The 17,716-nt window shown below is 69.8% G+C and carries 14 protein-coding genes and 2 pseudogenes; 12 read left to right on the forward strand and 4 right to left on the reverse strand.

Features of this window, described 5'->3' with window-relative positions; all coding sequences use genetic code 11:
• Positions 1 to 89 precede the first annotated feature (89 nt).
• Positions 90 to 1,127 (forward strand): rod shape-determining protein, encoded by a 1,038-nt coding sequence (locus tag ACFYWX_RS39300; RefSeq protein ID WP_389429830.1) that lies wholly within the window; start codon positions 90 to 92, stop codon positions 1,125 to 1,127.
• Between the two features lie 24 nt (positions 1,128 to 1,151).
• Here the strand turns inward: ACFYWX_RS39300 and ACFYWX_RS39305 are convergent, their stop codons facing one another.
• A complete protein-coding gene (locus ACFYWX_RS39305; protein ID WP_389429831.1) occupies positions 1,152 to 2,084 on the reverse strand; it encodes an anti-sigma factor RsbA family regulatory protein in 933 nt (310 codons plus the stop codon).
• Positions 2,081 to 2,434 carry an STAS domain-containing protein gene (locus ACFYWX_RS39310; protein ID WP_389429832.1) on the reverse strand — a complete coding sequence of 118 codons (354 nt, stop codon included), beginning with the start codon at positions 2,432 to 2,434 and terminating at the stop codon, positions 2,081 to 2,083. The genes ACFYWX_RS39305 and ACFYWX_RS39310 overlap by 4 nt, the downstream gene beginning before the upstream one ends.
• A 208-nt stretch (positions 2,435 to 2,642) precedes the next feature.
• Between ACFYWX_RS39310 and ACFYWX_RS39315 the strand changes: the two genes are divergently transcribed.
• The 3 genes and pseudogenes from ACFYWX_RS39315 to ACFYWX_RS39325 form a co-directional block, all read left to right on the forward strand.
• A complete protein-coding gene (locus tag ACFYWX_RS39315) occupies positions 2,643 to 3,323 on the forward strand; it encodes an ANTAR domain-containing protein (RefSeq protein ID WP_389429833.1) in 681 nt (226 codons plus the stop codon).
• Between the two features lie 89 nt (positions 3,324 to 3,412).
• Positions 3,413 to 5,278 carry a protein kinase gene (locus ACFYWX_RS39320; RefSeq protein WP_389429834.1) on the forward strand — a complete coding sequence of 622 codons (1,866 nt, stop codon included), beginning with the start codon at positions 3,413 to 3,415 and terminating at the stop codon, positions 5,276 to 5,278.
• Positions 5,279 to 5,380, forward strand: a pseudogene (locus ACFYWX_RS39325) (TetR family transcriptional regulator); the annotation flags it as partial. It lies immediately after the preceding gene.
• A gap of 39 nt (positions 5,381 to 5,419) precedes the next feature.
• On the opposite strand, the gene ACFYWX_RS39330 reads toward ACFYWX_RS39325, so the two are convergent.
• Positions 5,420 to 6,211 (reverse strand): hypothetical protein, encoded by a 792-nt coding sequence (locus ACFYWX_RS39330; protein ID WP_389429835.1) that lies wholly within the window; start codon positions 6,209 to 6,211, stop codon positions 5,420 to 5,422.
• Between the two features lie 243 nt (positions 6,212 to 6,454).
• Here ACFYWX_RS39330 and ACFYWX_RS39335 point away from each other — a divergent pair, with 243 nt between their 5' ends.
• The 8 genes from ACFYWX_RS39335 (at position 6,455) to ACFYWX_RS39370 (ending at position 17,471) form a co-directional block, all read left to right on the forward strand.
• Positions 6,455 to 7,060 carry a DUF2589 domain-containing protein gene (locus tag ACFYWX_RS39335; RefSeq protein WP_389429836.1) on the forward strand — a complete coding sequence of 202 codons (606 nt, stop codon included), beginning with the start codon at positions 6,455 to 6,457 and terminating at the stop codon, positions 7,058 to 7,060.
• A gap of 3 nt (positions 7,061 to 7,063) precedes the next feature.
• On the forward strand, positions 7,064 to 7,633 hold the full coding sequence (locus tag ACFYWX_RS39340; RefSeq protein ID WP_389429837.1) for a DUF2589 domain-containing protein: 570 nt from the start codon (positions 7,064 to 7,066) through the stop codon (positions 7,631 to 7,633).
• Complete coding sequence (locus tag ACFYWX_RS39345) at positions 7,630 to 8,319, forward strand: hypothetical protein (RefSeq protein WP_389429839.1); 690 nt, start codon at positions 7,630 to 7,632, stop codon at positions 8,317 to 8,319. The genes ACFYWX_RS39340 and ACFYWX_RS39345 overlap by 4 nt, the downstream gene beginning before the upstream one ends.
• Complete coding sequence (locus ACFYWX_RS39350) at positions 8,312 to 8,602, forward strand: hypothetical protein (protein ID WP_389429841.1); 291 nt, start codon at positions 8,312 to 8,314, stop codon at positions 8,600 to 8,602. The genes ACFYWX_RS39345 and ACFYWX_RS39350 overlap by 8 nt, the downstream gene beginning before the upstream one ends.
• A 300-nt stretch (positions 8,603 to 8,902) precedes the next feature.
• Positions 8,903 to 9,847, forward strand: coding sequence for an ABC transporter ATP-binding protein (locus tag ACFYWX_RS39355; RefSeq protein WP_389429843.1), 945 nt, complete (start codon positions 8,903 to 8,905; stop codon positions 9,845 to 9,847).
• Positions 9,844 to 11,202 (forward strand): ABC transporter permease, encoded by a 1,359-nt coding sequence (locus ACFYWX_RS39360; protein WP_389429844.1) that lies wholly within the window; start codon positions 9,844 to 9,846, stop codon positions 11,200 to 11,202. The genes ACFYWX_RS39355 and ACFYWX_RS39360 overlap by 4 nt, the downstream gene beginning before the upstream one ends.
• 4 nt (positions 11,203 to 11,206) lie before the next feature.
• Positions 11,207 to 13,963: a bifunctional YncE family protein/alkaline phosphatase family protein gene (locus ACFYWX_RS39365; RefSeq protein ID WP_389429845.1), complete on the forward strand. Its 2,757-nt coding sequence runs from the start codon at positions 11,207 to 11,209 to the stop codon at positions 13,961 to 13,963.
• Between the two features lie 244 nt (positions 13,964 to 14,207).
• Entirely contained in the window at positions 14,208 to 17,471 is a 3,264-nt protein-coding gene (locus tag ACFYWX_RS39370; RefSeq protein ID WP_389429846.1) for an NPCBM/NEW2 domain-containing protein, read from the forward strand.
• 47 nt (positions 17,472 to 17,518) lie between these two features.
• Here the strand turns inward: ACFYWX_RS39370 and ACFYWX_RS39375 are convergent.
• Positions 17,519 to 17,623: pseudogene (locus ACFYWX_RS39375) on the reverse strand (amidohydrolase); the annotation flags it as partial.
• Positions 17,624 to 17,716 lie beyond the last annotated feature (93 nt).

Consider the following 17,716-nt stretch of genomic DNA (forward strand, 5'->3'; position numbering starts at 1 on the left):
AAGGCGGCCTTGGCCGCACCCCCCGCACGATGCGAGGGAGGCCCGCCATCGGGCGGCCCCCTCGGCCTGCGTACTCGGGAGGACCTGGAATGACCGCCAGTCTGGAGCAGCTGCGCCGCTGCCACTTCGCCGTCGACCTGGGCGCCGCGAGGACGCGGGTGTATGTGAAGGGGGCGGGGCTCATCGTCGACCAGCCGTCCGCCGCCGCCGTGAACACCCGTACGGGCGCGCTGATCGCGGTCGGCGAGTTCGCGGAGAAGATGACGGGGCGCACCCCCGACTACATCCGCGTGGTCCGCCCCGTCTCCGGCGGGACGGTCGTCGACATCGAGATGGCGCAGCGCATGCTGCGTCATCTGCTCGGCGACAAGGTCCGCCGCTCGCTTCGCCGCAAGCCGTTCCTGCGCGCCGCCGCGTGCACCCCGCACGACGCCGACCCGCTGGCCCAGCGGGCCGCGATCGAGACGCTGGTCGGGCTCGGTGCGCGCCGGGTGGAGCTCGTCGACACGCTCATCGCCGCCGCCGTCGGCTGCGGGCTGCCCGTGGAGCAGCCCGAGGCGACGATGATCATGGTGTGCGGGGCGGCGGCCACCCAGGTGGCCGTTCTGTCCCTCGGTTCGATCGTGACCGCGGAACGCATCCCGGTCGGCGGTGAGGCCGTGGACCACGCGATCGTGCAGCATCTGCGCCACGAGCACGAGCTGATGCTCCCCAGCCAGTCCGTACGGCCCCTCCAGCTCGCCCTCTCCGGCAACGGGCTCACTCCGCAGGGCCCGACCTCCACGGAGATCCACGGACGGGACGTCGCGACCGGTCTGGCGCGTTCCGTGCAGGTGGACACCGCCGCGGTGCGGGGCGCGATCGAGACCCCGCTGACCGCGGTGCTCGACGGCATCGGACGGGTGCTGCGGGACTGCCCGCCCGACCTCGTGGCCGACCTCGTGGACCGCGGGATCATGATGGTGGGCGGCAGCGCGCTGCTGCCCGGCCTCGACCAGATGCTGCGGCAGGCCACCGGCATTCCGGTGCACATCGCCGAGCGCCCCGACGTGTGCGCCGCGATGGGCCTGGGCGCCATGCTGGAGGGCAGGATCCGGCCGCTGAAGCTGGACCCGCTGGCCACCTGAGCGCCCGGCTCCTCTGCGGCGGGGTCAGGGGGCCAGGAACACGCGGATCGTCGTGCCCGCGGCGTCCGTGTGAACGCGGACGAGGTCGGCGATGAGGTTGACCAGGAGCAGCCCGCGGCCGCCGCGCTGCTCGTGCGGGGCGGGCCGGCGCCCGGCGAGCGGATCCTCCAGCCGTCCTCCGTCGCGCACCTCGCACACCACGTACCCGTCCTCGGCCCACACCCGCAGCTCGCCCACGCCGCCGCCGTGCACCACGCTGTTGGTGGTCAGCTCGGCGGTGATGAGGGACAGGTCGTCGAGCCGGGTGCCCGTGAGGCCGAGCCGGGTGCCCTCGGCGGTGGCGTGGTACCGGGCTCCGGGGAGCGTGACGGTGTCGAAGGCCAGGGTCATCACGTCCGGGGCGGGGGGCAGCGGCCGGTTGTAGCCGCTGACGATGCCGTCGGGGTCGTAGGCGCCGCTGGCCTGTCCCAGCGGGGCGCCGGAGGTGATGAGAGTGGGGTGGGTGGCCAGGGCGTCGGTGAGGACCTGTTCGTCGAGGCGCTGCACGTCGTAGGGACAGAGGATGGTCACCTCGCGGCCCTGGAAGGCCGCGTTGATCAGCGCCTCGTGCTGGACGCAGGCGGGGTACTCGGTCTCCGTGCGGCCGGCCCAGATCGGCTCGCCGATGATCCGCACGCGGAGGCCGGGCGGCTGGGTGTCGGCGAACGCGCGCAGCACCCCGGGGATGATCCGGCCGGGGTTGCGTCCCGCCTGGCGCATGTCCAGGAACCGCACCGCCGCGGCGGCGTCGCCGAGCCCGTCCTGGATGAGCCGCAGGTTTTCGCCGGGTACCGCCACCGCCACCGGTTCCCCGGCCTCGACGGCCTCGCGCACGAAGGGCACCGTGCCCGCGAGATACTCCTGCTCGTCCCGGTAGAAGAGCGCGGGATGCACGAAGGGATCGGCCACGGCTGTCATGACGCCGGCACCTCGATCCCGTCGAGGCCGGGCCACAGCAGCTCCAGCGACCGGCGCAGGGCGGGTGGCGGCCCGTGCAGCACGATGCGCCGGTCCGGCCCCAGACGCCGGACGGCGTCTGCGAGAGCTCCGGCACCGGCGACATCGACGAATGTCAAGGCCGACAGTTCCAGTTCGTACACGTCCTCGTCCCCGCGTAGCGCCTCATCCAACGCGCGTTCCCAGATCACACGCGTGGCCAGGCCGACCTCCCCCGCCGCCCGCAGTCCCCGCCGCCCGGACAGCGGAGACACGGTCAACCCCGGTTCCGCGTCGACGGCCGCGGACGGTGTTCCGTACCGGATACCCACACCAGTCTCCCCGATGCTCCTGATCAACAGGGCCCTACCCCCTTGCGGCCCCCTCCATGCACCGAACGGGTGTAGCGAACCGCTCACGGGGCAGACGCAGTCGCACGTACGGCGTGCTGGACCACAGGCAGGCTACGCCCATAGGACTCGGCGACCGAAGAGGCAGGGGGACATGACTTCTGTGGCACCACCATCTCTCGCGGGAGGAATGCCGAGCACTCTGGTCATCGACGGACACCTGGAAGAGGGCCGCGCGCTGCTCGGCACACGGGGGGAACTCGTCCACGGGTGCGCGGACCTCCTGGCCAAGTCGCTGGCCGCGCTGTCGGCCGACGTCCACCGGGTGGAGTTCGACATGAGCGGGGTGACGTTCATGGACACGGCCGGGCTGCAGTTCCTGGAGCTGTTGGAGGACTACAGCCGGCGCACCGGGGTTCCGGTGGCGACGTCCGGCTGGAGCGGCCAGCCGCGCCGCATCCTGGAGCTCACCGGCCTGGACACCGTCGACCCGCTGCGCGGCGCCCCCGTCCCGTCGGGACCGGAACCGGTGCGGGAGCCGGACGAGCCGACGCCCGCCCGCTCCCCGGTGGCGCTGGAGCGCGCGGAGCGGCTGACCGTGCTGCAGGAGGAGATCGAACAGCTGCGCCATGCGATCCGTACCCGCCCGGTGATCGACCAGGCCCGCGGGATCCTCATGGCCTTGCACGCCTGCACCTCCGACCAGGCCTGGGAGATCCTGCGCGAGACCTCGCAGCACTCCAACACCAAGCTGCGCACGGTCGCCGAGGCGATCACCGCAAGCGTCGACGGGCCGACGCCCCCGGAGGAAGTGCGCGCGGCCCTGCGCAGGGCCATCGCGCGCCACGCTTCTTGTGACGGAAGTGATTGAAACCCTGACCGTGCGCCACGGCTGAGTTAGCCTCGTCTTCTCTTGAGGGGGGCGAACTGACGTACGGCGAACATCATTTCGGGGGATCCGTGTCACCACAGCGGCCGGTGCCACCGGGCTCGGCGACGAGTGAGGCGGCGCTGCGGCAGACCGGCGCCTCACCCCTGCGCCCCGGTGATCCGGGGCAGGTCGGCCCCTATGTGCCGCTGGCCCTGCTCGGCAGCGGGGGCATGGGGCGGGTCTACCTGGCGCGTCCCGTGGACGACCGTCCCGGCCTGGTCGCGGTGAAGGTGATCAGGCCGGAGTACGCGGACGACGCCAGGTTCCGGCGCCGGTTCGAGAGGGAGGCGTCGGTGCACGCCCGGCTCCGTACGCCGTACACGCCGAGGCTGTGCGGCACGGGTTTCCGGGACGAACTGCTGTGGATGGCCACCGAGTACCTTCCGGGGCTCGATCTGGCGGAGGCCGTGCGGGAGGGCGGCGCGCTGGAGACGGGCACGGTCTGGCGGCTGACGGCGGAGCTGGGGCGGGCGCTCGCCGACCTCTCCGCCGCCCAGATCGTGCACCGGGACCTCAAGCCGTCCAACGTGCTGCTGTCCGTCCGGGGCGCGCACGTGATCGACTTCGGCATCTCCAGGGCCGTGGACGCGAGCGCGATCACCGGGACGGGCAACCGCGTGGGCACCCCGGCCTACATGTCGCCGGAGCACCTGCGGACGGGCCACTCCGACACGGCGTCGGACGTGTTCTCGCTCGCCGGGACGCTGGTCTACGCGGCGACCGGGCGTGCCCCGTTCGGCGACGGCACCGGCGTCGACGTCATGCACCGGGTGGCGTTCGAGGACCCCAATCCCGCGCTGATCACCCGGATCTCGGCGGCGGACCCGGCACTCGGCTCGCTCCTGTCCGCCTGCCTGTCCAAGGACCCCGGCCACCGCCCCACCCCCCAGGACCTCGTCACCACGGCCGAGCCCCACACCGCGACGACCCCCGGCTGGCCCGATCCGCTGGGCGACCGGGTGCGGTCCCGGCAACAGGCGTACGACCTGTTGCACCGCCTGCCCCTCGAACGCAGCGCGCACTTACGGTCCCGGGACGCCGACCGCCCGGCGGAGCCGGCGCTCCCTTCCGACACCGGACGCCCCGCCGCATCGGCACTCCCTTCCGACGCCGGACGCCCGGCGGCACCGGCGCTCCCTTCCGACACCGACCGCCCGGCGGCACCGGCGGACGCCTCCGACGCCGGACGCCCCGCCGCATCGGCAGCCGCCTCCGACGTCGTACCGGCGAAGTCGTTACGTCCGTCGGGAGCCCTTGCGTGGGCGCGGAGGAAGCCGGCGCGGGCCGCGGTCGTGGCTGCGGCCGTCTGTCTGGTCGCCGCGGGGATCTTCGTGCTCACGCGTCCGGACTCCGCCGCCACCGCCCACCCTCCTGGTCCCGGTACGGCGACCTCCGCCCCCGGCGACGCGCCCTTCGCACCGACACCATCCAGGGCCTCGGACGGGCCGTCCGCCGAGGGCGCGTCCGGCAGGAAGGCGGGCGACGCGGACGGCGCGGCCGCACGTCCCGAGGTCTCCGACTCCGCCGTCCAGGACGCCGCCGACGACGACCGCACAAGCGAGTCCCCCTCCTCCCGCACCAGCGAACCAGGTGCCCCGCCCACCACCCCTTCGCCGGACCCGAGCACCCAGTCCCCCGAGCCCACGACCCCGCCCTGGAACTCGGACTGCACCCACTACTCCGGCAACGGCCGCACCCGCGAGGGCGACAGCGGCAAACGCGTGCTCCAGGTGCAGTGCATGCTGTCGAAACGCGGGTATGCCGTGGGCGACGTGGACGGCGACTTCGGCCCCGCGACGGAGTCCGCGGTGCGCGGCTTCCAGTCCGACAAGGGGCTGTCCGCCGACGGCATCGTCGGCCACAACACGTGGACCGCGCTGCGCGGCACGCAGTGACGGCCGACTGGCAACCTCTGCATCGGCGCGGACAACGACCCCCACTACGACGCACGCCGACTGGTCGAACTCCTCATCGCAGGACTGCGCCGACCGCACTGACCATCGGTCAGGCAGCCGACGCGGTCCGGCCCGGCGTCATCACCTGACGTCGACGAAGTCACCGGCTGCCGTGGACGGGCCGGTGGTGGCGGTGCCCGTGAAGACGAAGCGGAAATAGCCGTCGGTCCTGGCCTTGGTGGTGGTCTTCAGGGTGCCGTGGCTGCCGCTGGTGATGGTCTTCAGCGTGGTGTAAGTGCTGCTGCCCTTCTTGCGGAACTGCAGCTGGACGGACCGGTTCTGGTAGCCGGTGTAGGTGCGGCTGTCCCAGTTGGCGCGGGTCAGCTTGCCGGTGACCGTGATGGTCCTGCCCTTGCGCACCGGCTCGGGCGAGGCGTTCACCGTCACCTCGGCGTACCGCTTGAACCGCGCCGTGCCGACGACGTCGATGGCCGTCCAGTCATCGTTGGCGTCCTGCGCTTCGATGGCCACGTTCCAGGCGCCGGCGAGGCCGTTGTGGCGGAAGCTCCGTGCGGCGTCCACGCCGAAACTCAGCTTGCAGGTGGAGGTGGTGGGGTCGGTGGGCGACACGGTGCAGGTGCCCGCCGACGGGTAGGACGTCAGGATGCCGTCGGCGTCGTCGGTGTTGGGACCGTGCCACACGGCGGGCCATGACGCGACGACCCCGTCCGGGTCCGTCGCTGTCCACGTGATGGTGATGGTCTTCCTGGTGGTCAGACCGAGCACGACGTCCTTGCCACCGTTGACGACGACGTGCGAGAACGTCGTGTCGCTGGACGCGGCCCGGCCCTCCGCCTGAGCGGCAGCCGGAATCATCGAAGCGGAAAAGGCGGTCGCACAAGAAACAACGGCGACGGCAGGGCGGATGCGCATGGAATCTCCCCTCGGGACCGGTGAGCCCGCCGTCTCCTCACGGCGGAGCCTGATGAGGTGTCACATGGGCTAGACCCGTGAGGGGCGGTTTGGGTTGCCCTGGCCCGTCGAGCGATGGCTGCGCCTCCAGATGCACAAGGGACGCCGTCGGTAGATAATATTCGGAGAGCCTTATTGATATTTCACTTACTCACAGTCACGAGTTCATCTTAGCTGGTTAGTTGAAAAAGAGATGATGTCGCCATGGCTGTCACTCCGAACTTTGCCCAGGAATTGGGCTCCATAGATTTCGGGCAGGTCATCGGCGGACCGCTCGTCGCGGCCGTCGAAGCGCACAACCTCGCACAGGTGAATGTCGCTGAATTCTTGCTGGAGATCGGCTTTGAAGACACCACCGGGGACAAGAATCCGGATCAGGTGCGCGTGGTCACGTTCACGTACAAGAAGGAGGTCGTCACGGAGGACGGCAAGACCGTGACCAGGACGATCAACTTCACCGTCCCGTTCATTCTGCTGATCGACCTGCCGTACTTCGAGGTGGATTCCGTCGACATCAGCCTCAACGTGGAACTCTCCTCCGTTGAGACTCAGGACAAGGCGAGCAAGTTCGGGATCGACGCCGAAGCCCGCGTCAAACACGGCTGGCTGGTCGGGAAGGTGAATCTCAAGGTGAGCACGTCCTACACACGTACGAGCACGTCCGGGTCCCGTGTCGAACGCAAGTATGCCTACCAGGTTCACGTGCACGCCGGCTCCACCGAAGCCCCCCGAGGAGTGGACCTACTCCTCAACACTTTGTCCGGGCTGATCACCGAGCAAGAGCAGCCGCCGCCTGAGCAGCCGACCTGACCCATGGCGACCTCGGAGAACGATCTCGCCTCCCTGCCCCTGAACGAGCTGCTGTCGGCTCCGCTGACCGCAGCCGCCGAGGCTCAGCAGCAAGCCTCGCTCGGGCTCGTCGGCTTCATCCTGGACGTCGGCTTCACCGACAGCCACGACCAGGGGCGCGAAGTGCGCATGGTCGAGTTCCAGTACGTCCGGGACGGTCGGGACGCCAACGGCGAGCCCGTCAGGTTCCCCACCCTGCTGCGCCTGCCGCTTCTCGCCCTGCTCTCCCTGCCCCGGCTGGATATCGACAAGCTGAACGTCAACGTACTCATGGCCTTGAAATCGGTCACGAGGACCAAGGTGTCTCCGCGCCTGCAGATCCCCGCTCACCTTCAGGAGCGCTACCCGTTCCTGCGCGGGAACACCGGCCTGCGCGTGGCGCCCTCTGCCCGCGCCGAGACCAAGGGCGGCACCCACACCACCCGCCCCTACGATCTCGAAATCAGTCTCGTGGCCACCGGCGAGGAACCCAACGACGGCATCGACCGCCTCCTGACCGCCCTCACCGGCCTGATGACGGAAGACGTCCAATGATCCGGCTGGGCGACCTCACCGGGGCGATCCTCTCCGAGATGGCCATCGCCCGCACTCGGGCGGCTTTGTTCGCCGCCCAGTTGGCCGCCGACTTCAGCGACCACGAGATCCTCCGCGACCTGCCCATTCCCGTCTTCCAGATCCAGGAAGCCGAACTCACCATTCCGTTCGCCGTCGCCAGAACCTCCGTACCTGCCGCACCACCGGCATTCGGCGGCGATGAGATCACCCGCACGGCCGGACAAGTCGCTGAAGCACTCCCGGAAAGACTTCCGGAGTCGTTCTCGCTCTTCGACGACCAGGTTGACCACTGGCGCCGCGAAGCGGTCTCTGCCCTCACCGAGCAGACCGCTGCCGACGCCGCAGACCAGTCCACGGTCGGCGGGCTGAGCGCCGCCTTCGGCCACCTCGCCAAGTCCCACTACCTGCTCGGTCTGATAGGCCAGGGACGCCCCGTGGACGACGGCCCCCGCCACGCCGATCTCGTCGCACGAGCCGCATCTCAGCTGTTGCGTGACGCGCTGAACGAGCAGTCGGCCCAGCGCCCCGGCCCTGCCGTCCACATCCACGTCACCGCCGACGAGCTCCGCGGCCTCGAGCACATCGCCACTTTGAGACTCCTCCTCGACGAAGGCACCCTCGACCGGCTCACCTTCACCGAACCACGGGAGACCAACAGTGACTGACCAGCGGCAGCCCCGACCGACCCGCAAGCTGACGTCCGCCCAGAAGCACGAGATCGCCCACCGGGAACGCCGGCACCGCTCCAGACTGGCCCGACTCGGGTACACCACCCGCACCCTCATCGACGAGGCCGGCTGCTTCGGCATCGTCCTGGTCGAAGACCCCACGGCCCACCGGGTCGGGCTGCTCCTGCCCGACGGACAGGTCCGCTGGATGCAAGGTTCCATGCGGCCGGGAGCCCTCTCTGACGCGGCCGTCAGCGCCCTCGACGATCCCGGGCATTAGCGCACGTTCGGGCTTTGCCCAATTCTGGTTCACTGCTGGCTGATTCATGCACTTGGATTTACCGACGCCTTACCTTTGCGTTGATCCAAATGCCTCGATCGACGGTCCGTTCGCGGTTACGGACATCTTACGGCCCCGGCTCAAAGCGATCCCGCCATCGAAAAGGTGCGCGGCACACTGGCAGGTCCGCGGCCTGACGACTGCCGGATCTTCTCCCGTTCCATCAACGTTCAATCCGTCGTTCCTGCTTGCGCTCCATGAATTCCCTAGGGTCCCTGAAGGCTTCGAAAGTAGGGACCCATGGACAGACCCCTTTCGGTCCGGGCTCGCGGGATCACCAAGTGTTTTGGCGACGTAGTCGCACTCGACGGCATCGATCTGGATGTGACACAGGGTCAGATCCACGGCCTGGTCGGACCGAACGGCGCCGGCAAGACGACGTTGCTCGGCCTCCTGCTGGGCCTGGCCGTCACCGACAGCGGCCGTCTCGAGATCCTGGGTACGCCGGTCGGACGGGCGCTCACCGCTCCCGACGGTGTCGCCGGCTTCGTGGACGGGCCCGGGCTCTACCCCTCGCTCACCGCCCGGCAGAACCTCGCCGCCCTGGCCGCTCTCCGCGGCGGCGACGCACGGACCACGGGAATCGACGCCGTGCTCGACCAGGTCGGGCTCACCGACGTGGCCGACGACCGGGCCCGCGGTTTCTCCCTCGGTATGCGTCAGCGGCTCGGGCTCGCCGCCGCCCTGCTCACCAAGCCCCGGCTGCTCGTGCTCGACGAACCTTCCAACGGCCTCGACCCGGCAGGGAAAAGGCACGTTCACGGTGTCCTCAACCGACTCGCGGCGGACGGAACCAGCGTCGTCCTCTCCAGCCACCGTATGGACGACCTCGAGGCACTGTGTTCCGAGGTCACCATCCTCGCGACCGGACGAGTCGCCTTCTCCGGACCGCTGAGCAAGCTGGCCGCCGAGAACCATGAACTCGACTACCGGCTGCTCACCTCCGACGCGCGGGCCGCTCGCCGGGAGGCTGCCGACACGGCCGGGATCCACGTCGTCGACGGCGCCGGGCCACGGCACGGCGCCGCCGAGGGGCTCGTCGTACGCGCGCGGGTGCCCGCTCTCGACGAACTGGTGAAGCGGCTCGTACACGCGGGCATCGCGGTGCGCGAGCTCACCCCGGTGGTGTCGCCGCTCGAGGCCGCGTTCCTCGCCCTCACCGAACAGCAGGAGACCGGCCGATGACCGCAACCATCGCAGGGGACCGCGCTGCCGGTGCCCGCCGCGTCTCGGTGCCGCGCGGCTACCGCTTCGAGTTGGTCAAGCTGGTTTCGCAATGGCGGATCCGCTTGCTCGTCCTCGCCTGCTGGATCGCGCCGGCGCTCTTCGTCGCCGCGGTGAGCCTGCAGAGCACACTCCCCTCCGACACCCTCTTCGGTCGTTGGATGCACGCCACGGGGTGGGCCGGACCACTGGTGATGCTCGGTTTCGCGGGCACCTGGGCGCTCCCGCTGCTGACCTCGGTGGTCGCAGGCGACGTGTTCGCCTCGGAGGACCGGCTCGGCACCTGGCGCCATCTGCTCGTGGCGGTCCGGTCGCCCCGACGGATCTTCGCGGCGAAGGCACTGGCCAGCCTCAGCGTCATCCTGCTGCTCGTGGCCGGGCTGGCCTGTTCCAGCGCGGTCGGCGGGATCCTGGCGGTCGGCAACCATCCGCTGGTGGGCCTGGACGGCCACCTGTTGGCGCCGACGGACGCCGCCGGCAAGGTCTTCCTCGCCTGGGTCTGCGTGCTCGCCCCGACCCTGGCCCTCGCCGCGATCGGACTCCTCGGGTCGGTCGCGCTGGGACGGTCCCCGATGGGGCTGCTGTTGCCGGCAGTCGTCGCGCTCGTCATACAGCTCGCGCAGATGCTGCCGCTGCCCGTCGCCGTACGCCTCTCCCTGCCCGGTTACGCCTTCATCGCCTGGAACGGTCTGTTCACGAGCCCGGCACAGCTCGGCCCGCTCGTGATCGGCATCGTGGTCAGCCTGGTGTGGGCCGTGCTCGCGACCGCGCTGGCCTATGTGCTGTTCCTGCGGCGCGACTTCACCAACCTGGCCTACGACGGCTCGGGGCGCCGCGCGATCACCACCGGACTCCTGCCGCTGGTCGCACTGGTCGCCCTCACCGTCACGGTCGTCGCCGTGGCGACCCCGTCCGTGGGTTCCGGAATCCAGCAGGGCAAGGTGCAGCGGTCGGTCGCCACGGCTTTCGCGCACCTCTACCGCTTGCAGACCGAGCAGTTGGGCCGCCCGGGCGTGACCGAGGCGCAGTTGCGGGCCACCGCGGCGTGCAACAAGAGCGCCGGCCACGTCACCGCCGAGGGACCGGGCAACGACTGGCGCTGCGTCGTCTCCTGGCATCTCCCCGACGTCGAGGCCGTCGGCACGGCCATCTACCAGCTCGACGTCACCTCCGACGGGCGGTTCGTCGCCGATGGCGACGGACCGAAGGAAGTGAACGGCTACTTCCTGGTGCGGACCGCGACCGGGGACGCACCGAACCCGCTCTGGCAGTTCGACGGCAACGTCGACCTGCTGTCCACCACCCCGAAGGGATAACTCCATGCAGGTAACACGCCGCCGCAGGCGTGTCGAGAGGGAGCATTCCGGCTTTCTCGGCAGACGTCTCGGCCGCCGGATACCCCTGCTGACGACGGGCACCACCGCTGTCGCCCTGGTCGCCGCCGGCACCGCTTTCGCCCAGACGAACCAGTTCGGTACCGACCAGGTCGGCCAGGTCACCGATCAGGGCCAGGTCATCTCCAGCGACCAGTACATCGCTCCGTACGGCGACCGCCTCGTCGTCGACAACGGCAAGATCATGTCGTCCTCGGTGAGCCCGGACGGCACCCATCTCGCGGCCTCGGTCACCGACGGTGGGGCGGCGCTGTCCATCGTGGACCTGAAGAGCTGGAAGGTGCAGCAGCTCGTCAGCAGCTCCGCGTCGTCGAACCCGCGCATCAGCAGCAACAGCGTGGGCCAGGAAGGCCCCACGTACTCGCCCGACGGTACGCAGCTGTGGCTGGGGCAGACCGACGGCTACACCAGGTTCACGGTGAACCCCGACGGCAGCGTCACCAACCCGACGTCCGTCAGCATCCCGGCGGACGGGGCCAAGCACGCGCTGGTGGGTGAGGCGGTGTTCTCGCCCGACGGCTCCACCGTGTACTCCGCCGTCAACGGTCAGAACCGCGTGGTCGCCATCGACGCGGCGACCGGGACCATTCAACAGAGCTGGGCGGTGGGCAACGCCCCGCGTGACATGGCCAAGGTCGGCGACAAGCTCTACGTCAGCAACGAGGGCGGGCGTCCGGCGAAGCCCGGCGACACCACCATCAACTCGTACGGCACCCAGGTGCCGGCCGACCCGAAGACGGCGGCCACCACCACGGGCACGGTCAGTGTCATCGACCTGGCGAACCCGGCTGCCGCCGTCGGAAGCATCAACGTCGGTCTGCACCCGACCGCGTTGTACGCCAGGAAGGGCGCGCTGTTCGTCACCGACACGGCCACCAACGACGTGTCGGTGATCAACACCGCGAGCGACAAGGTCGTGCAGACCATCGCCACCCAGCCGTGGCCGGAGGCGTCCGTGGGCTACGAGCCCGACGCGGTGACGCTGACGGACGACGGTCACCTGCTGGTGACGCTCGGCCGCGCCAACGCGGTCGCCGTCTACCGGTACACGACCCCGCAGGAGCCGGTCAGCTACGTCGGCCTGCTCCCGACGGACTACTTCCCCGCGGAGATCGCCACCGTCGGCAACCAGGTGGTCGTCTCCAACACCCGTGGCATCGACGCCCGCCGTCCCACCACCAGTTCAGGGCACGCCACTCACGACACCACGTCGAGTCTGCAGCGGTTCACGCTGCCGAGCGACAGCGTCATCAGGTCCGAGGCGGCCAAGGTCTTCCAGCAGAACGGCTGGACGGGCGGCTCGGTCACGCGGGCCAAGGGCACGAGCCTCGCGAAGCCGGTGCCGGTCCCGCAGCGGCTCGGTGACCCGTCGACGATCAAGCACGTCTTCCTGATCGTCAAGGAGAACCGGACCTACGACCAGCTCTTCGGTGACGTTCCGGAGGGCAACGGCGCCCCGTCGCTGGCGGAGTTCGGCGAGAACGTGACGCCGAACCAGCACGCGCTGGCCGAGCAGTTCGGTCTGTACGACAACACGTACGACATCGGCACGAACTCCGCCGAGGGCCACAACTGGCTGATGCAGGCCGACGACCCGGAGTACACCGAGTCCTCGGCCGGTGAGTACGCGCGCAGCTACGACACCGAGGACGACGCTCTCGGCCACCAGCGGACCGGCTTCCTGTGGACCGGTGCGCAGGCGGCCGGGAAGTCCGTGCGGGACTTCGGCGAGTTCCAGCAGTTCCTGACCAAGCCGTCGGGCGCGAGCTGGCAGAACCTGTACTGCGACGCCAAGAACATGGACGCGACCGGGCAGGGCACCGCCTACACCCTGAACTCGTCCTCGCCGATCCCGTCCCTCAACGACGTGTCGGTGCACGGCTTCCCGAAGTTCGACACCAGCATCCCGGACATCTACCGGCAGCAGCTCTGGAAGCAGGACTTCGAGAAGAACGGGCCGGCGAACCTGAACATGTTCTGGCTCTCCAGCGACCACACCGGTGGCCCGGCGAACGCGGCCGCCCAGGTCGCGGACAACGACCTGGCGACCGGCCGGATCGTCGACGAGATCTCGCACAGCAAGTACTGGAAGGACTCGGCGATCTTCGTCGTCGAGGACGACTCCCAGGCGGGCCTCGACCACGTCGACGGCCACCGTGCCCCGATCCAGATCATCAGCCCCTGGGCCCAGCACGGCACCGTCGACCACCACTACTACTCGCAGATCACGATGATCCGGACCATCGAGCAGATCCTCGGGATCCACCCGATGAACCAGAAGGACAGCGCGGCCAGCCCGATGCGTGGGGCGTTCGCCCCGCACGCGGACCTCACGCCGTTCAAGGCGCTGCCCAACCGGACCTCACTGACCGCGGGCCTCTCCGCCCCGCCTGCCTGCGGTGAGGACACCCCGGCCCCGCAGGACCCGAACGCGGCTGCCGTGCCGTCGGCGAAGGTGCCGGCGGACAAGCAGGCGCTCGCGGCGCAGTGGGAGGCCTGGAAGTCGAAACAGCGGCTGACCGGTCCGGGTGCCGTGCCCGACTACGCGAACCCGGCGCAGATGAACCACTTCACGTGGTACCAGACACACGACTGGAAGAAGCCGTACCCGGGCGAGGACAAGATCTTCGCCCCGAAGGACGTGCCCGGCGCCTACCTCCCGTCGTCGGAGTCCGACGGCTGACGCGGCCCGGTCATCACAAGGGCCCCTGACCGGCTTCTCACCGCCGGCCAGGGGCCCCTTTGACACGACGTCAACCACCCGGAGGCCGCCGGCACCCCGCATCGAGGACCGGGACAGGTCTTGGCGGCACGTAGGTGCAACCTTCTGTTGAAATTTGTCTGGACCGTTGTCCGACTGCGTTAGCTCCTGTAACACAGTGCGCGGAGGTGTTCCCTCCGCCGTCCTGTAACACCAGGAGAGCGCCATGTCCCAGTCCGCTCGGAGCCGTGTCCCCAGACTGGGTGGCGTGGTCCTCACCGCACTCGTGCTGCTGCTGTCCACCACGCCGAACGCCGGTGCCGACGCTGTCGGCGCCGCCGACACCGCCGGCACCGTCACCGTGGACGACTCCGTCCAGGGAAGCGGCCGGGACCAGTTCGACTACCACGGCTCCGGCTGGGGCCACGCGAGCGGCGAAGGCGCGCCCGCCAATCCCTATGAGGGCACCAACAGCTGGACCGAGACCACCGGCGACTCGGTCGACTTCGCCTTCACCGGCACCCAGCTCACCTTCCGCGCGATCACCGACCCCGGCCATGGCATCGCCGCCGTCTCCGTCGACGGCGGCACCCCCGTGGACGTCGACCTCTACAGCGCCACCCGCACCGGCGACGCCCCCGTGTGGACCAGCCCCACGCTGCCCGACGGCCCGCACACCTTCACGCTCACGTCGACCGGCCGGAAGAACGGGGCCTCCGGTGGCACCGCGGTGACCGTCGACCGGATCGACTTTGTCGGTGAGGCACCCGTTCCGGGCAAGACCGACGTCACCGTGGACGGCGCCGGCACCGGCCGCACCTTCGACGGCATCGGCGCCATCAGCGGCGGCGGAGGCAACTCACGGCTGCTCATCAACTACCCCGAGCCGCAGCGCAGCCGGATCCTGGACTACCTCTTCAAACCGGGCTACGGCGCCGCCCTGCAGATGCTCAAGGTGGAGATCGGGGGCGACACCAACTCCACCGACGGGGCCGAGCCCAGCATCGAGCACACCAAAGGAACCGTGCACTGCGACAGCGGCTACGAGTGGTGGCTGATGGAGCAGGCCAAGAAGCGCAACCCGCACCTCAAGCTGTATGGCCTCGCCTGGGGCGCCCCCGGCTGGATCGGCAACACGGACAACTCCTCCGGCGGCGGCGACTTCTGGTCCCAGGACATGATCGACTACCTGACCGCCTGGCTGGGCTGCGCCCGGCAGCACGGTCTGGACATCGACTACCTGGGCGGCTGGAACGAGCGCGGCTACGACATCGCCTGGTACGAGAAGCTGCACGCGGCACTCGCCGCCAAGCACCTCCCGGTGCAGATCGTCGGTGCCGACTCGGGCCTGGACGTCGCGGACGACATCGTCTCCGACCCGGACTTCGCGGGGTCCGTCGACGTCGTCGGCGTCCACTACCCCTGCGAGGGCGGCGACGGCGGCAGCGCCAACACCTGCAACAGCTCGGCCAACGCCCAGGCCACCGGCAAACCCCTGTGGGCCAGCGAGAACGGTTCCCTGGACGAGAACACCGGCGCCGGTGCCCTGATCCGCTCCATCACCCGCGGCTACCTCGACGGCAAGTTCACCGCCTACCTCAACTGGCCGCTCCTGGCGGCGATCTACCCCAACCTGCCCTACAACACGGTCGGCCTCGCGGTGGCGAACCAGCCGTGGTCCGGGGCGTACGACATCGGCACCAGCCTCTGGACGACGGCCCAGGTCACCCAAGTCACCAAGCCGGGCTGGAAGTTCGTCGACAAGGCGAGCGGCTACCTCGGCGGGGACCGTGTCAACGGCAGCTACGTCACCCTGAAGTCACCGGACAACTCGGCCTACAGCACCATCGTGGAGACCTCCACCGCGAGCAGCACCCAGACCGCCGACTTCACGGTCACCCGGGGGCTGCCGACCGGCAAGGTGCACATCTGGGCCACGGACCTCAAGTCCGGCAGCACCTCCGGCGGTTTCGTGCACACCGGTGACGTGACCCCCGCGGGCGGGCACTTCACGGTCACCCTCAAGCCCGGTTACGTCTACTCCCTGACCACCACCACCACCGGCCAGGGCAGAGGCAAGGCCGTCAGCCCGCCGCAGGGACACCTCCCGCTCCCCTACAAGGACTCCTTCGAGCAGAACACCCCCGGGCGGGAGGCGAAGTACCTGTCCGACATGCAGGGTTCCTTCGAGACCGCGCCGTGTGGGGGCGGACGCCCGGGCCGGTGCGTCCGGCAGATGGCCGCACAGCAGCCCATCGAGTGGCAGGACGACAGTGACGCGTTCGCCCTCCTCGGCGACACCGACTGGAAGAACTACACGGTCAGTTCGGACGTCTACCTGGAGCAGCCCGGAACGGTCGAACTCATCGGCCGGGCGGGCGAACAGCAGCGGCCGCAGTCCCATCAGGCGGGCTACTTCCTGCGGGTCGGCGACACCGGTAAATGGTCGGTGGTCAAGAGCGACACCAGCGGCCGGCTGACCACACTCGCCGACGGCACCATCCGAGCACTCGGCACCCACCGCTGGCACAAACTCGGCCTGAGCTTCAGCGGCACCACGATCACCGCGAGCGTCGACGGCAGGCCGGTCGGCGCGGTGGACGACTCCGCGTACGCCTCCGGGCAGGTCGGCATCGGCGTGGTCGGCTACCAGACCGACCAGTTCGACAACCTCAGCGTCACCCCCGTACGGCAGGCTGCCGAAACCCCGGCCACACTCGCCGCGGACCTGCCGTCGACGATCCACCGGGGTGAGTCGGCGACCCTCAAGGCCACCTTCACCGTCCCGGCGTCGGGCGACGCGGCCACCGGCCTCACCCTGCGGCCCGGTGCCCCGGACGGCTGGACGGTCGCCGCCACCACACCGACGACCTTCTCGAAGGTCACACCGGGCCACTCGGTCACGGCGAGCTGGACCGTCACCGCCCCCACGGCCGCCGCCACCCCCGTGTCCGTCACCTTCTCGCCGCTCGCCACCTACGTCCGCGGCGGCGTGCAGCACTGGACGTACGGCACCGCGAAGACCGAGGTGCCGATCCCGCCGCCCACCGGGGCCCCCTACCTGAGCGACCTGTCGTTCGTCTCCAGCAGCAACGGCTGGGGCCCGGTGGAACGGGACACCTCCAACGGCGAGCAGGCGGCAGGCGACGGACTGCCGATCACGATCCGCGGCACCGCCCACGACAAAGGTCTCGGTACCCACGCCGCCAGTGACGTGGCGTTCTTCCTCGGCGGCAACTGCAGCAAGTTCACCGCCACCGTCGGCATCGACGACGAGGTCGCCCCGTACGGCTCGGTCACCTTCTCCGTGACCGCGGACGGCCGGACGCTGACCACGACCCCCGTCCTCACCGGCACTTCACAACCCCTGCCCTTGGACGTCGGCGTGTCCGGTGCCCAGCAGCTGCACCTCGTGGTCTCGGACAGCGGCGACGGCAATGCCCACGACCACGCGGACTGGGCCGACGCCCGGCTCGAGTGCGCGGGGTAGGGGAAACCATCGGGCCGGCCCGGGGAAACCATCGGGCCGGCTCTCCCTCACAGTTCGAACAGCCCTGCCCCGTTGTCGTGGCACACCGCCCGCAGCCACTCCTCTCCGAGACCCAGCCGCTCCAGGGCCTGAAGCTGGTGCACGTACGGATAGCTTGATCTTTAACGTCCGGCATCGAATGGTGCGTCGAACTTGATCACTCAGTCCGGTAACTGCCGTACGCAGAAGCGGCCTTCGTCTGAACA

It is taken from the genome of Streptomyces sp. NPDC002888 (assembly GCF_042888465.1).
Taxonomy (GTDB): Bacteria; Actinomycetota; Actinomycetes; order Streptomycetales; family Streptomycetaceae; genus Streptomyces.

Bases quoted from the DNA above. Each gene is read 5' to 3' on its own strand.
- ACFYWX_RS39300 (WP_389429830.1), top strand. From the start codon at position 90: ATGACCGCCAGTCTGGAGCAGCTGCGCCGCTGCCACTTCGCCGTCGAC.
- ACFYWX_RS39305 (WP_389429831.1), bottom strand. From the start codon at position 2,084: ATGACAGCCGTGGCCGATCCCTTCGTGCATCCCGCGCTCTTCTACCGG.
- ACFYWX_RS39315 (WP_389429833.1), top strand. From the start codon at position 2,643: ATGCCGAGCACTCTGGTCATCGACGGACACCTGGAAGAGGGCCGCGCG.
- ACFYWX_RS39330 (WP_389429835.1), bottom strand. From the start codon at position 6,211: ATGCGCATCCGCCCTGCCGTCGCCGTTGTTTCTTGTGCGACCGCCTTT.
- ACFYWX_RS39335 (WP_389429836.1), top strand. From the start codon at position 6,455: ATGGCTGTCACTCCGAACTTTGCCCAGGAATTGGGCTCCATAGATTTC.
- ACFYWX_RS39340 (WP_389429837.1), top strand. From the start codon at position 7,064: ATGGCGACCTCGGAGAACGATCTCGCCTCCCTGCCCCTGAACGAGCTG.
- ACFYWX_RS39345 (WP_389429839.1), top strand. From the start codon at position 7,630: ATGATCCGGCTGGGCGACCTCACCGGGGCGATCCTCTCCGAGATGGCC.
- ACFYWX_RS39355 (WP_389429843.1), top strand. From the start codon at position 8,903: ATGGACAGACCCCTTTCGGTCCGGGCTCGCGGGATCACCAAGTGTTTT.
- ACFYWX_RS39360 (WP_389429844.1), top strand. From the start codon at position 9,844: ATGACCGCAACCATCGCAGGGGACCGCGCTGCCGGTGCCCGCCGCGTC.
- ACFYWX_RS39365 (WP_389429845.1), top strand. From the start codon at position 11,207: ATGCAGGTAACACGCCGCCGCAGGCGTGTCGAGAGGGAGCATTCCGGC.
- ACFYWX_RS39370 (WP_389429846.1), top strand. From the start codon at position 14,208: ATGTCCCAGTCCGCTCGGAGCCGTGTCCCCAGACTGGGTGGCGTGGTC.